The organism is Zavarzinia sp., assembly GCF_041650655.1.
Classification (GTDB): Bacteria; Pseudomonadota; Alphaproteobacteria; order Zavarziniales; family Zavarziniaceae; genus Zavarzinia.
This window is the reverse complement of record NZ_JBAZKR010000003.1, coordinates 42,420-55,091: the sequence shown is the minus strand read 5'-3', so window position 1 is coordinate 55,091 and position 12,672 is coordinate 42,420. Positions and strand designations below refer to the sequence as shown.

Sequence of the window (12,672 nt, the reverse complement as noted above, 5' to 3'; positions counted from 1 at the left end):
CGGGCATGAGAGGCTACATGCTGAAGAAGATGATCCTGCAGGGCCTGGCCATGGCCCTGTGCGTCGCCGTCCTGGGCGGCGGCTATCAGGCCTGGCGCTATGGCCCGGCCAGCTTGACCGACATCGTCGCCGGAGGTTCCGACCATGGCAACGACTGACCGCAAGCGTCGGACCGGCGCCGTCACCCTGCTGCTCGGCTTCCATGCGGTGATGAGCGGCGCCTTCCTGACCGCCTATCTTTCGGGCGGCGAGGATTCCTACGGCATCCACGTCTTCGCTGGCTATACGGTGATCGCGGCGCTGGCCGCGCGCCTGCTGATGGCCGCCTTTGCACCGCGTGGCAGCATGCTGCGCCTGCCCCGGCCTTCGCTCCAGGCGGCGGCGCGCTGGCTCGGCCGCGTGCTGCGGCTGGAGCGGCGGGCGATGGGCGAGCGGAGCCCGCTGCTGCCCTGGATCGCCGTCCTGATCCTGGCCGGCACCGCGGCCGCGGCCCTCTCCGGTGCCGTCGCCGACTATGTCGTCCAGCTCGAGCACCTGCACGAGGCGCTGGGCGACATCGCCCTCTTCCTGGCGATCGGCCATGGCGTCGCGATGTTCCTGCTGGCCGGCCTGAAGCGCCTTTCCATCAAGCGACTGCCGGCCGCCGTCATCACCAAACCCCGCGAGGTCCTGCCGTGAAGAAATTCGTCCTGCCCACCGCCGTCGCCGTCCTGCTCGCCGTCTCGGCGGGCGCCCTCGCGGCCGGTAACGATGCCGCCCGCAAGGCGATCGTCGACGGTTATGCGGCTGCCGCCGGCCCCGGTTTCGCCGGCTTCTCGGCCGACCGCGGCCGCGCCCTCTACATGGGCCCGCATACCGGCGGCAAGCCGGAGACGCCGGCCTGCGCCACCTGCCACGGCCCCGATCCCAGGCTCGCCGGCAAGCATTACCGGACCGGGCGCGAGATCCTGCCCATGGCGGTCTCGACCAACCCGGACCGCTTCACCGTGACGGCCGACGTGGAGAAGCATTTCGCGCGCGATTGCATGAGCGTGCTCGGCCGCGAGTGCACGCCGATCGAACGGGGCGACTTCATCGCCTATCTCTCGGGGCTCTGACCATGCGCCGCCTGTTGCTCGCCACCGCCCTGCTGTTCGCCGGCGGCACCGCCGCGCTCGCCGAGGATTACATTCCCCCGGTGAACGATCCGACCACCGCCAAGGAATGCGGCGAGTGCCACATGGCGTTCCAGCCGGCCCTGCTGCCGGCCGGGAGCTGGCACCGCATCATGGGCAATCTCAGCGATCACTTCGGCGAGAATGCCAGCCTGCCGCCCGCCACCGCGACGGCGATCGAGAGCTATCTCACGGCCAATGCGGGACGCGGCGATCCCAACGTGCTGCGCATCACCGAACAACGTTGGTGGCGGCACGAGCATGACTTCTCGGACCGCGCCTGGAAACGCTCGGGTGCCGCCTCGAAGATCGATTGCGTCGCCTGCCACCGCGACGCCGCAGCCGGCCTCTACGAGGACGACTGATCCCCCTGCTGCCGGCGGCGCGAGCCCTGCGGCAGGCAGCCGGGCCGGTGCGGAAGGGACGCCCCTCACCCTTCCGCGCCGGTCCGGAATAGTTCAGACCGCGGGCAATTCGACCGCGGCGCGGAGCCCGCCGAGCGGCGAGCGGTCGAGGCTCAGCCGGCCGCCATAGAGACCGGCGAATTCCTTCACCACAGCAAGGCCGAGACCGGTGCCCGGCACCGATTCGTCGAGCCGGACGCCGGGTGCCGTGACCGCATCGCGGACATCGTCGGCAAGCCCCGGGCCATCGTCCTCGACCACCACGGTGAGCCGCCCCGCGGCGGCCCGACCGCTCACCAGGACCCGGCTGCGCGCCCATTTACAGGCATTGTCGATCAGATTGCCCAGGATCTCGTCGAGGTCTTGGCGATCGCCGGCGAAGACGAGGTCGGCCGGCACCTCGGTCTCGATCACCAGGTCCTTCTCTTCGCTCAGGCGGCGCAGCACGCGGACGATGCCGGCGGCCGAATCGGCCACCGCCGCCGTGCTGCCCGGAACGCCATGGGTGGCGGCGGCGCGGGCGCGCGCCATGTGACGGTCGATGGTGCGCCGGATCGCCGCCAGGCGTTCGCGGATCGCCCGCGCTTGCGGTCCGCTCAGCGCGCCTGCGTCGTTCGAGACGATGGCGAGGTCGGTCTTCAGGGCATGGGCCAGATTGCCCGCTTCGAGCCGGGCGCGGGCGATGCCCTCTTCTGTCCGGCCGAGCAGGGCATTGAGGTCCTTGACCAGCGGCGAGACCTCCCGCGGCCCTTCGTCGGTGAGACGGCGGCGGCCACCCTTTCGCACTTCGGCCAGTTCGTGCTGGAGCGCCGCCAGCGGTTGCAGCCCGACCTGGACCTGGACGACGCTGGCGGCGATCAGCGCCGCGGCCAGCACGGCGAGGGAGAGCACCAGGACCCGGTCGAAATCGGCCGAAGCGGCCATGGCATCGGCGAGGTCGATGGCGACCGAGAGGTGGAAGCTCAGGTCGCGGTCGGCCAGCGTCACATTGCGTTCGAGGATATAGATGAACTGCTTGTCGGGCCCGAATTCGGCATGGCGGTGGGGCCGCATTTGGACGCCGTTCGGCGGCGGCAGCACGGCATCCCAGAGCGAGCGCGAGCGCAGCATCGTCCCTCCGGCCCCGTCGATCTGCCAATAGAGACCGGAGAGCGGGCGCTGGAAGCGCGGGTCGGAGAGCGCCTGGCGGAGCGTGGGCGCGCCCTTGTCGTCGGCCTCGAGATTGGCGGAGAGCTGGTCGAGGTTGCGGTTCAGCTCGGCCTCGACCTGGTCCTGCATATGGGCACGGAACAATTCGGACAGGCCGAAGCCGGCGACCGCGAGTGCCAGGGTGACCCAGACCGCGGCGCCCGCGAGCAGTCGGAAACGGAGCGAGCGGGCGATGGTCACGCCGCCGGCCCCAAGCGATAGCCGAGGCCGCGCACGGTGGCGATCAGGTCGTTGCCGAGCTTCCGCCGCAGGCGCCCGACGAAGACTTCGATCGTATTCGAGTCGCGGTCGAAATCCTGGGCGTAGACATGTTCGGTCAGTTCGGTGCGCGACACGACCTGGCCCTGGCGGTGCATCAGATAGTCCAGCACCTTGAATTCATAGGCGGTCAGGTCGATCGCTTCGCCGGCCACCGCGACCTTGCCCGAGCGCGTATCGAGCGTGACCGGGCCGCAGGTCAGCACCGGGGCGGAATGGCCCATGGTGCGGCGAATCAGGGCGCGCAGACGGGCCAGCAATTCCTCCATGGCGAAGGGCTTGGCCAGATAGTCGTCGGCACCGGCATCGATGCCCTGCACCTTCTCGTGCCAGGCACCGCGCGCGGTCAGGATCAGCACCGGCGTGGCGATGCCGCGCGCCCGCCAATGCTTGAGCACCGAGAGGCCGTCGATCCGCGGCAGACCGAGGTCGAGCACGATGGCATCATAGGGTTCGGTCTCGCCCAGGAACTGGCCTTCCTCGCCGTCGCGGGCGAGATCGACGGCATAGGCTTCGGCGGTGAGGCGCTGCACCAATTGCTCGCCCAACTCGGGCGTGTCCTCGACCACCAGCAGCCGCATCGCTCACTTCACCCCTTCGTGCCGGCCCCGCCGGTGCAGGAGGGCGCCCGTGGCGGCATCGTATTCGAGCTTCAGAATCCGCCCGTCCGGTGCCAGCAGCTTGATTTCATAGACGAAACCTTCATCCTCGTCTTCCAATTCGACGTCGAGGAGATCGCCACCGAACTGCTGGCGGGCCGCCGCGACGATGGTTTCGACCGGCAGGATGCGGCCGGCGCGCAGCTCTTCGAGCGCGCGGGCGGCATCGTCGTCCGCCGCCGCCGGCAGGGCGAGGCCGAGAAAGAACACGAATGCCAGGAGGATGCGCATGGTGCGATCCTAGCGCCCGCCGCCTGAACCGATGATGAACGGCCGGTTCAGCTTCTCGTCAGGCGACCGCGCCCATGGTGGCGGAAGATTGAAAGGGCAGGACTTCATCATGTCGCGTGTCGTTACCAAAGCCCGGTTGCTCTGGCTGCACCGTTGGCTGGCGCTCGCATTGGCGCCGATCTTCATTCTCGTCATCTTGAGCGGCGGCATTCTGGCCGTGAAGCCGATGCTGGACGACTGGGCAGCCCCGCCGCCGGCCGCCGCGATCGATCCCGCCGCCCTCCTGCGCACCATCACCCAGGCCGACCCGCAGGGCCAGGCCACCATGGTGATGCCCGGGGCGGACGGCGCCAGCGTCACCCTGGTGCAGGGCGGGCGCTGGAAAACCTATGCGCTCGACGGCGGCGCCCAGATCGCCGACCAGCCCGCCCCCTTCGATTTCTTCCGCCTGATCGAGGACCTGCACCGCAGCCTGCTGGTGGGCGCCGGCATCCTGGTCGAGATCGCCGCCTATGCCATGACGATCGTGGTCGTCGTCGGCCCCTTCCTGGCTTGGCCGCGGCTGCGCAACACGCTGCTCGGCTGGCATGGCGCGATCGGCTGGTTCCTGCTGCCGCTGTCCGCCCTGCTGCCGGTGACCGCGGTGCTGATGACGCTCGGCATCGGCCGCCCCTCCCTGCCGCCGCCGAGCGGCGGCGCCACCACGCCCGTCGCGGCCCTGACCCTGGCGGCCCAGACGGTCGACCTGTCCCATCTCGAGGTGGCGCGGAGCTTCCGCCGCGGCCTGGTGATCATCCAGTTGACCGAACCGGCCAAGACCTTCGTCGCCAGCGCCGGCGGCCTGACCGCCTCGAGCGGCCCCGGCCTGATCCAGGAACTGCATGAAGGCACCTGGGCGGGCGGCTGGTCCGGCGCGCTCAACTTGGCCGGCGCCCTGGTGCTCGGCGGCCTGACCGTGACCGGCACGCTGTCCTGGTACCGCCGGCGGCGCTTCGACGCCGCCCGCGAGGGCACAGAAGGGGCCGACGTCCTGATCGCCTATGCGAGCCAGACCGGCACCGCCGCCCGTCTCGCCAAGGCGACCGCCGCCCAGCTCGGCCAGGCCGGCATCGCCACCACGACCGCCTCCCTCGCAGCGGTCGATCCGGGTGAGCTGGCCGGGCAGCGCCTGGTCCTGCTGATCGCCGCGACCACCGGCGACGGCGAACTGCCCGCCGCGGGCGAAGACTTCGTCGCCCGCCTCGGCGACCAGCGGCTGGACGGCACCGCCTATGCCCTGCTCGCCCTGGGCGACCGCCGCTATGGCCATTTCTGCGGTGGCGGCGAGCGGCTGGACGATGCCCTGGTGTCCCATGGCGCCCGCGCCGTCTTCCCCCTGGTGCGCGCCGACGGCGATCCCACCGACGCCTTCCTGGCCTGGAGCGCCGCAGTCTTCGCCCATCTGGACCTGGGGGCACCGGCCGCCGCCGCCCCCGTGGCCGACCAGCCGGCCCACCTGACCCTGGTCCGGCGCGAACGGCTGGACGACCCCACCGTCGAAGGCACGTCGGAAGCCTGGCACCTGGTGCTGCAGAGCACGGAACCCCTCGACTATCGCCCGGGCGACCTCCTCATGGTGACGCCGGAAGGGATGGCGCCGCGCTGCTATTCGATCGGCAGCGCCGATCCGCACTGGGTCGAGCTGACCGTCGGCCTCGCCCGCTACACGGACGAAGCCGGCGTCGAGCACCTGGGCGCCGCCTCCGGCCTGCTGTGCCGGCACCTCGAGAAGGGCGCCGCGATCGAGGCGGCGATCCGCCACCACGAAGACTTCAATCCGCCCCCGGCGGATCGGCCGGTGATCATGGTCGCGGGCGGCTGCGGCGTCGCCCCCTTCCTGGGCTTCCTGGCCGAGCGGCACGCCATGCCGTCTCATGGCCCGGCCTGGCTGTTCTTCGGCAACCGCCATGTCGCGGGCGATTTCTTCCACCGCGAGCGCCTGACCACCTATGTCCGCGAGGGCGTGCTGGACCGGCTCGACACCGCCTTCTCGCGCGATGCCGAACCCGCCCATGTCCAGGACCGCATGGCGGAGGCCGGGCCTGCGCTGTTCGACTGGCTCGACCGGCGCGGGGCCTCGCTCTATGTCTGCGGGCGCCGCGGCCTCGGCATTTCGGTCGAAGAGGCGCTGCTGGCGATCCTGCGCGAACAAGGCGGCCTCGACCTCGAGGCGGCCCGGAACCGGCTCGCCGCCTGGAAGGGCGAAGGCCGCCTCGCCTTCGATCTGTTCGACTGAGCTTCAGGCCCGCCCGGCCGTCAGGTCGCGGCGGGCCAGCTCGATCAGGGCGTCCAGGACCTTGAGCGCGGTCCCTTCGGTCTCGGCCAGGGTGACGCCCGGATTGTGCAGCCACCATTCCACCCCGGCCTCGGCGGCGCCGAGCAGGGCATAGGCATAGGGGCTGACGATGCGGCGGGCGCTCGCCTCGGCCAGGCCCGGCGGGGCGAGCGCCGCCATGGTCATCACCCCGACATGGATCAGCGCCGCGCGGTAGCCGCGGGCGAGATCGACCGCCGGTCCCTCGCCCCGCATGGCGGCGAAGACCACCCGCCAGGGCTCGGTCTCGCCATAGAGCGTGGCTATCAGGCGCTTCACCCCTTCGCGCAGACGTTCCGCCGGATCGGCGACCAGGGCGACGCCGGTCAATTCGGCCAGGATGCGGTCGCCGGTACGCCGCACGAGAGCCGTCATCAGCCCGGGTTTCGAGCCGAAATAGCTGTAGATCATCGGCTTGGTCACGCCACAGGCCGCCGCCACCTCGTCCATGTTGGTGGCATGGAAGCCGCGCGCGGCGAACATCGCCGCCGCCACACCCAGGATCTGCGCCTCGCGTTCGGCCCGGGGCAGGCGCCGGCCGGTCACCGCGCCACCTTGTTTTTGGCGATTGACATAATATTACTCATGCGTAACTTACCCTCAAGTAATAAGGGTGCCCGATCACCCCGGGGGAGGCCAGTCGCTTTTCGCCCCCGTCCATCTTGCCGCACGAGGGCCCGACATGAGCGCCGCCGATCCCGATCCCCACCTGCGTGATCCCCGCCTGCCTGATCCCCGCCTGGAATCCTTCCGCAAGGCCCAGCAGTTCGCCTATGCCTGCGCCGAGGCGGTGGCGGCCGAACTGCGCCCCGGCATGACCGAGCGCGAGGCGGCCAAGAAAATGGCCACCTGGGCCGCCGACCACGGCGTGCGCGAATGGTTCCACGCCCCCTTCGCCTGGTTCGGCGACCGCACCGCTTTCCGCGGGCCGATCGCCTGGCGCGTCTTCGGCGGCTTCAACCCGGCCTTTTTCCCGGGCCTGCGCCGGATCGAGGAGGGCATGGCCTTCATCCTGGACTGCGCCCCGGTGGTCGACGGCGCCGTGGCCGACATCGGCTATTCCGGTGCCCTCGGCCATAACCCGGTGGTCGAGCAACTGCTGGACGACCTCGAAGCCCATCGCAGCCTCATCGTCGCGGAACTGAACCAGGGCCGTACCATGGCCGAGGTTTCCCGCGCGGTCGACGCCCTGTGCCGGCGCCAGGGGGTCGAACCGCGCCACAAGGCCTATCCCTACGGCGTGCTGGCCCATCGGGTCGAGATGCTGGAGGGGGCGCCGTCGCCCTTCGCCGTCGCCCGTTTCGGGCTGCGCGGCGTGACCGAACTCCTGCGCGAGGTTCGGGCCGGCCGGCGCGAGGGCTGGTCGCCCTTCTGGTCCAGCGCCGAAAGCTCCGACCATGCGCCGGTGCCGGGCCTTTGGGCGGTCGAACCGCACCTGGGCTTCCGCGACGTCGGCGCCAAATTCGAGGAACTCATGGTGATCGGACCAGACGGCAAGGCGCAGTGGCTGGACGATGACTTGCCCCATGTCCGGCGCTGGCAGGCACGGCGCGACCTGGCGAAGGCGGCCTGACCATGACCGAGAGCTTCCGCATCGCCTCGGACGAAGTCACCCTTTCCGGCCGCGTCACCGGCAAGGCCGACGGCCCTTCCGTCGTGCTGATCCACGGCTATCCCGACGACAGCACGGTGTGGGACGGGGTCGTCGCCGATCTCGCCGCCGATCACCGCGTGATCACCTATGACGTGCGCGGCGCCGGGGTCTCCACGGCGCCGCAAGGCGTGCGCGGCTATCACCTCGACCGCCTGATGGCCGATCTCGCCACCGTGCTCGATCATGCCGCCCCCAGCGGCAAGGTCCATCTGGTCGGCCACGACTGGGGTTCCATTCAGGGCTGGCAGGCCGTGGTCGACCCGCGCACGCGCCACCGCATCGCCTCCTACACCGCCCTCGGCGCCCCCTCGCTCGACATCGCCTTCGCGACCCTGCGCGAACGGTTGAAGCACGACCGCCTGGCCGCCGTGCCGGCAGCGCTGAACCAGTTGATGCGCTCCTGGTACATCCTCGCCTTTCAATTGCCTTTCCTGGCCCCCGCCTTGTGGCGGGGCGGCGTCGCCCGCCTGTGGCCGCGTATCCTGCAGCGTCTCGAAGGCATCGCGGCCGAGGCGCGGCCGGGACAGATGCGCGACGGCATCAACGGCGTCAACCTCTACCGGGCCAATTTCCGCGAGCGCATGATCGGCCCGAAGCCGCAGACAGTCGACGTGCCGGTCCAACTCCTGGTCGCCACCGGCGATCCCTTCGCCGCCCCCGCCACTTTCGACGGCTTGGCGAAGTGGGTGCCGAACCTGACCCGGGAAGAGATCGCCGCGGGCCATTGGCTGCCCCTGACCGAGCCCGGCCTGCTGGCCGGCCGGATCCGCCGCTTCGTCGCCCGTGTCGAGGGCGGGCGGGACGACGGCAGCTTCCGCCACGGCCGCCGCCTGGCTGCCGGCCGGACTGCCGGCGCCGGCCCGCTCGCCGGGCGCCAGGCCCTGGTCACCGGCGCGGGCAGCGGCATCGGCCGGGCCACCGCGATAGCGCTGGCCGAGCGCGGCGTCGACGTGATCGCCACCGACATCGATCTCGAGGCGGCGGAACGCACCGCGACTCTCGTCCGCCTGGTCGGGGTCGAGGCGGTGGCGCAGCGTTGCGACGTCGGCCGTCTCGCCGAGATGGAGGCGCTGGCGTCCTGGGTGGACGCGGAACGCGGCCCGGTCGACATCGTCGTCAACAATGCCGGCATCGGCCTCGCCGGCTCTTTCCTCGACACCAGCGATGCCGACTGGCGCCGCCTCCTGGAGATCAACGTCCTCGGCGTGATCCATGGCGCCCGCCTTTTCGGCCAGCGCATGGCGGAACGAAAATCGGGCGGTCATATCGTCAATGTCGCCTCGGCCGCGGCCTATATGCCGGCACGCGGCCTTTCCGCCTATGCCGCGACCAAGGCAGCGGTCCTGATGATGTCGACCTGCCTCCGCGCCGAACTGGCCGAGGCCGGCATCGGCGTCACCGCCGTCTGCCCCGGCATCATCGACACCGGCATCACCGACCGCACCCGCTTCGTCGGCGTGAGCGAAGACGAACAGGCCCGGAAGCGCAAGGCCGCTTCGCGCCTCTACGCCCGCCGGGCGCTCACCGCCGAGACGGTGGCGGCCCGCATCGTCGCGAGCATCGAGGGAAACAATCCGGTCGCCCGCGTCGGCCTCGAAGCGGTGTTGGGCGATGCCCTGGGCCGGCTGTCGCCCGCCCTGATGCGCCGGCTCGCCAAAGCCGACCTGATGCCGAAGTGAGGACGCCATGACCCGCCACGCCATCAAGCCCCGCAAGGTCGCCTTCGACTGGAGCCGTACCAAGCCGCAGTGGATCGCGAACGAGCCCTTCGTCTCCCACCTGACCAATTCGACCCATATCCTGCTGCCGATCGCGGAAGCCTGGTTCTGCCAGGTCTTCAAGGAGGCGCTGCCCCATGTGACCGACGATGGCCTGAGGGACGAGGTGATCGCCTTCATGCGCCAGGAAGCGATCCACGGCGGCGCCCACAAGCCGCTGATCGAGCATTTCCTGAGCCACGGCATGGATATCCGCGACGGCGTGGCGAAGACCCAGCGGCTGATCGATTTCCTGTTCGGCGATCCGGCGCGGATCTTCGGCCTGCTGCCCGCCCGGGGAAAAAGGCTGGCGCGCTGGTGGCTCGGCACGAGGGTCGGCGTCATCGCCGCCGGCGAGCATTTCACCTGTATCCTGGGGCGGTTCATCCTGGAGAACCGGGAGATCGACGCGCTGGACCACGATGCCGTCATGATGGACTTGCTGCGCTGGCACGGCGCCGAAGAGGTCGAGCATCGCGCCGTCGCCTTGGAACTCTATCAGCATCTGACCGGGGCGCCGCTGACCAACCGGCTGCTGGTCATGGGCTTCGTCGTTCCCCTGCTCACCTGGTATTGGATCGAATCGACCCGCTACCTGATGGCGCAGGACCCGGATCTCGCGGAAAAACCCGGCTTCTTCGCCGAATGGCGGAAGGCGGCCGGGCGGAACCTGATCCCGTCCGCGCGCACCCTGCTGGGCGGGAGCTGGCGCTTCCTGCGGCCGGGCTACAATCCGGCCAATGAAGCCGATACGGCGATAGCTTTGGATTATCTCGCAGCCTCACCAGCGGTACGCTGAGCGCGGCACCAAAAGGAGCCCGACCCATGACCCTCTGCCCCATCGCCCTCGCCGTCACCTGCAAGCGCTGCCCGGCCTTCGCCGTCTGCCCGGCCAAGAGCATCCTGGGCGACCAGAAGAGACCGGCCCCCGAGACCAAGGAACCGCCCAAGGCCTGACATGGCGGCTGAACTCGACGGCTTCGACAGCGAGAGCCTGACGCTGGACGGCGCCGCGCGCGAGGTCTTCATCCGCGGCACGGGGCCGGCGGTCGTCGTGGTCGCCGAAGTGCCCGGCATCACGCCGGCCGTGGCCCGCCTGGCGCGGACGGTGGCCGACGCCGGCTTCCGGGTCTATATGCCCCAGCTGTTCGGCGTTCCGGGGGCTGAGATGACCGCGGCCGCCATCGCCCGCACCATGGCCCATGTCTGCATCAGCCGGGAATTCCATGTCCTGGCCGCCGACCATTCGAGCCCGGTGGTCGACTGGCTGCGGGCACTGGCCCGTCATGCCCACGGCATCTGCGGCGGGCCGGGGGTCGGTTTCATCGGCATGTGCCTGACGGGCAATTTCGGCATCGCCATGATGCTGGACGCACCGGTGATCGCCCCCGTGCTGTGCCAGCCGTCGCTGCCGATCGGCCTGCTGCCCTGCCAGCGGCGCGGCCTTCACGCCTCGCCCGCCGAACTGGCCGCGGCCCACGACAAGATCGAGCACGAGGGTGCCCGCCTGCTGGGGCTTCGCTTCATCCAGGATTTCATGTCGCCGCCGGCCCGCTTCGAGCGGCTGCGGCAGGAATTCGGCGACGCCTTCGAGGCGATCGAGATCGATGCGCGTCACGCCCGGCCGGGCACCGGCATACCGGCCCACAGCCCGCTGACCACCCATCTGATCGACCGCCCGGGCGAGCCCACGCGGGCCGCCCTGGACCGGACCCTCGCCTTTCTGGCGGAACGCCTGACGCCGGCCGCCTGAAGCGGCCGGCCATTAATGAGCGGTGGTGCGCCGCACCGCGTCGGCCAGGATGAGGCGCAGGTCGTCACCACTGCCCGGGCCATCGATCACGCCCGCGATGCGCCGCCGCGAGCCTTGAGGCGGCAGGCCTTCCGGCCGGCCGCGACCGAGCATGACGACGGGCGCGCGCGACCCGAGGCGGGCCGCCCCGTCGATCATCGCCGAAGAGGACCAGCCCCGCAGATCGGCATCGACGATGATGAGATCCGGCCGCTGCAGCAAAACCTGACGCATACCGGCGTAGGCATCATAGGCCCCAGCCACGCCATAGCCCCACGAAGAAATCAATGCCGAGAGACTGGCCCGCCGCTCGACATCGCTATCGACGATGAGGACTCTCGGCCCGCCGAAATCTGCTGTCGCAGTGAGATGATCCACTATTCCCCTTTCCACTTCCGCGCCGACTTCGACGTCGGCCCTGCCGGAACCCGGAGCAACGGCGGGACGGAAATCATTGCGCCACCAGCCCCGGCCCTGAGCCTTCTTCAATATGGGGCCTGACCGGCGCGATATAGTCCTCCGGAAAGGACCATTTCGCAAGACGAGTGGCAGGAACGGTACCGGAACGGGTCAGATGGTGCACAGGCCCATGGCGCATCGCGATACCGCGAGTGCGCCATGCCCCGCCTTGGCCGATCAGGCGAACTGATTCCGCGCCAGCGCGGTGGTGACCATGTTCAGCAGTTCGCGGGGCGAGCCTTCGGCGTCGACCACACCGGCGATTCGCCGGCGCAGGGCACGCACGCTACTGTCGGGTTCGCGCGCCCCGAGGACGAGCACAGCCGCGCGTGAGCCGAGGCGCGCCGCCCCCTCGATCACGGTGGAGGTCGACCAGCCCAGGAGGCCGTCGTCGACGATGATGAGATCGGGGCGTTCAAGCAGAACCTGGCGCATCCCGGAATAGCCGTCGTAGGCAGACCTGGTGTCGTAGCCCCAGCCGGCCAGTTGCGACTGGATGGCTGCCCGGCGCGACGCGTCGTGATCGACAATCAGGATCTTGCCGGCAGGCTCGCCAGTATAGGGTGAAAAGTAGCTTGCCATGTTCATCCCCCCGTTCTGCGGATCGTGGGCGGATCGGGCTTTACCGTCTCGGCGGCAATCCCCGTTCGCCCGTTGGCGATCTCGTTCTCATGCAGGCAGAAGGTCGCCCAGGCGCCTGACCGACACCTGACGGACCGCCACCCTGCCGGGCAGGTAGCAC

16 protein-coding genes are annotated in these 12,672 nt (G+C 70.1%); 10 read left to right on the top strand and 6 right to left on the bottom strand.

The annotated features are described in order from the left end of the window. Positions 1-17 precede the first annotated feature (17 nt). From WC493_RS01325 to WC493_RS01310, 4 genes are read left to right on the top strand one after another with little or no spacing between them, the layout of a single operon-like run. Complete coding sequence (locus WC493_RS01325; protein WP_373061714.1) at positions 18-158, top strand: hypothetical protein; 141 nt, start codon at positions 18-20, stop codon at positions 156-158. Beyond that, positions 145-678, top strand: a complete 534-nt coding sequence (locus WC493_RS01320) for a hypothetical protein (protein ID WP_373061712.1) — start codon at positions 145-147, stop codon at positions 676-678. The genes WC493_RS01325 and WC493_RS01320 overlap by 14 nt, the downstream gene beginning before the upstream one ends. Beyond that, positions 675-1,097 (top strand): DUF1924 domain-containing protein, encoded by a 423-nt coding sequence (locus WC493_RS01315; RefSeq protein WP_373061710.1) that lies wholly within the window; start codon positions 675-677, stop codon positions 1,095-1,097. The genes WC493_RS01320 and WC493_RS01315 overlap by 4 nt, the downstream gene beginning before the upstream one ends. A 2-nt stretch (positions 1,098-1,099) precedes the next feature. Beyond that, entirely contained in the window at positions 1,100-1,519 is a 420-nt protein-coding gene (locus WC493_RS01310; protein WP_373061708.1) for a cytochrome C, read from the top strand. Between the two features lie 93 nt (positions 1,520-1,612). Here WC493_RS01310 and WC493_RS01305 read toward each other — a convergent pair whose 3' ends face one another. From WC493_RS01305 to WC493_RS01295, 3 genes are read right to left on the bottom strand one after another with little or no spacing between them, the layout of a single operon-like run. After that, positions 1,613-2,947 (bottom strand): sensor histidine kinase, encoded by a 1,335-nt coding sequence (locus WC493_RS01305; protein WP_373061706.1) that lies wholly within the window; start codon positions 2,945-2,947, stop codon positions 1,613-1,615. Beyond that, a complete protein-coding gene (locus WC493_RS01300; RefSeq protein WP_373061704.1) occupies positions 2,944-3,606 on the bottom strand; it encodes a winged helix-turn-helix domain-containing protein in 663 nt (220 codons plus the stop codon). The genes WC493_RS01305 and WC493_RS01300 overlap by 4 nt, the downstream gene beginning before the upstream one ends. Positions 3,607-3,609: 3 nt before the next feature. Further along, the gene (locus tag WC493_RS01295; RefSeq protein ID WP_373061702.1) at positions 3,610-3,915 is read right to left on the bottom strand and encodes a PepSY domain-containing protein; all 306 of its coding nucleotides are present in this window, start codon (positions 3,913-3,915) and stop codon (positions 3,610-3,612) included. 109 nt (positions 3,916-4,024) lie between these two features. On the opposite strand from WC493_RS01295, the gene WC493_RS01290 reads away from it, so the two are divergent. Then, positions 4,025-6,190 (top strand): PepSY domain-containing protein, encoded by a 2,166-nt coding sequence (locus WC493_RS01290; protein WP_373061700.1) that lies wholly within the window; start codon positions 4,025-4,027, stop codon positions 6,188-6,190. 3 nt (positions 6,191-6,193) lie between these two features. On the opposite strand, the gene WC493_RS01285 is transcribed toward WC493_RS01290, so the two are convergent. Then, a complete protein-coding gene (locus WC493_RS01285; RefSeq protein ID WP_373061698.1) occupies positions 6,194-6,814 on the bottom strand; it encodes a TetR/AcrR family transcriptional regulator in 621 nt (206 codons plus the stop codon). Between the two features lie 136 nt (positions 6,815-6,950). Here WC493_RS01285 and WC493_RS01280 point away from each other — a divergent pair, with 136 nt between their 5' ends. The 5 genes from WC493_RS01280 to WC493_RS01260 are packed head-to-tail and all read left to right on the top strand — an operon-like array spanning position 6,951 to position 11,432. Continuing rightward, complete coding sequence (locus WC493_RS01280; protein WP_373061696.1) at positions 6,951-7,841, top strand: M24 family metallopeptidase; 891 nt, start codon at positions 6,951-6,953, stop codon at positions 7,839-7,841. A gap of 2 nt (positions 7,842-7,843) precedes the next feature. Next, the gene (locus WC493_RS01275) at positions 7,844-9,601 is read left to right on the top strand and encodes an SDR family oxidoreductase (protein WP_373061694.1); all 1,758 of its coding nucleotides are present in this window, start codon (positions 7,844-7,846) and stop codon (positions 9,599-9,601) included. Between the two features lie 7 nt (positions 9,602-9,608). Beyond that, entirely contained in the window at positions 9,609-10,478 is an 870-nt protein-coding gene (locus WC493_RS01270; RefSeq protein WP_373061692.1) for a metal-dependent hydrolase, read from the top strand. Positions 10,479-10,504: 26 nt separating this feature from the next. Continuing rightward, on the top strand, positions 10,505-10,636 hold the full coding sequence (locus tag WC493_RS01265; RefSeq protein ID WP_373061690.1) for a hypothetical protein: 132 nt from the start codon (positions 10,505-10,507) through the stop codon (positions 10,634-10,636). A gap of 1 nt (position 10,637) precedes the next feature. Further along, positions 10,638-11,432 carry a dienelactone hydrolase family protein gene (locus tag WC493_RS01260; protein WP_373061688.1) on the top strand — a complete coding sequence of 265 codons (795 nt, stop codon included), beginning with the start codon at positions 10,638-10,640 and terminating at the stop codon, positions 11,430-11,432. 12 nt (positions 11,433-11,444) lie between these two features. Here WC493_RS01260 and WC493_RS01255 read toward each other — a convergent pair whose 3' ends face one another. Both WC493_RS01255 and WC493_RS01250 read right to left on the bottom strand, forming a co-directional pair. After that, positions 11,445-11,960, bottom strand: coding sequence for a hypothetical protein (locus WC493_RS01255; protein ID WP_373061686.1), 516 nt, complete (start codon positions 11,958-11,960; stop codon positions 11,445-11,447). 147 nt (positions 11,961-12,107) lie between these two features. Beyond that, positions 12,108-12,512, bottom strand: coding sequence for a hypothetical protein (locus WC493_RS01250; RefSeq protein WP_373061684.1), 405 nt, complete (start codon positions 12,510-12,512; stop codon positions 12,108-12,110). Between the last annotated feature and the right edge of the window lie 160 nt (positions 12,513-12,672).

Coding starts and splice junctions, on each gene's coding strand:
- WC493_RS01265 (WP_373061690.1), top strand. CDS start 10,505: ATGACCCTCTGCCCCATCGCCCTCGCCGTCACCTGCAAGCGCTGCCCG.
- WC493_RS01310 (WP_373061708.1), top strand. CDS start 1,100: ATGCGCCGCCTGTTGCTCGCCACCGCCCTGCTGTTCGCCGGCGGCACC.
- WC493_RS01295 (WP_373061702.1), bottom strand. CDS start 3,915: ATGCGCATCCTCCTGGCATTCGTGTTCTTTCTCGGCCTCGCCCTGCCG.
- WC493_RS01270 (WP_373061692.1), top strand. CDS start 9,609: ATGACCCGCCACGCCATCAAGCCCCGCAAGGTCGCCTTCGACTGGAGC.
- WC493_RS01275 (WP_373061694.1), top strand. CDS start 7,844: ATGACCGAGAGCTTCCGCATCGCCTCGGACGAAGTCACCCTTTCCGGC.
- WC493_RS01325 (WP_373061714.1), top strand. CDS start 18: ATGCTGAAGAAGATGATCCTGCAGGGCCTGGCCATGGCCCTGTGCGTC.
- WC493_RS01280 (WP_373061696.1), top strand. CDS start 6,951: ATGAGCGCCGCCGATCCCGATCCCCACCTGCGTGATCCCCGCCTGCCT.
- WC493_RS01250 (WP_373061684.1), bottom strand. CDS start 12,512: ATGGCAAGCTACTTTTCACCCTATACTGGCGAGCCTGCCGGCAAGATC.
- WC493_RS01300 (WP_373061704.1), bottom strand. CDS start 3,606: ATGCGGCTGCTGGTGGTCGAGGACACGCCCGAGTTGGGCGAGCAATTG.
- WC493_RS01320 (WP_373061712.1), top strand. CDS start 145: ATGGCAACGACTGACCGCAAGCGTCGGACCGGCGCCGTCACCCTGCTG.
- WC493_RS01290 (WP_373061700.1), top strand. CDS start 4,025: ATGTCGCGTGTCGTTACCAAAGCCCGGTTGCTCTGGCTGCACCGTTGG.
- WC493_RS01260 (WP_373061688.1), top strand. CDS start 10,638: ATGGCGGCTGAACTCGACGGCTTCGACAGCGAGAGCCTGACGCTGGAC.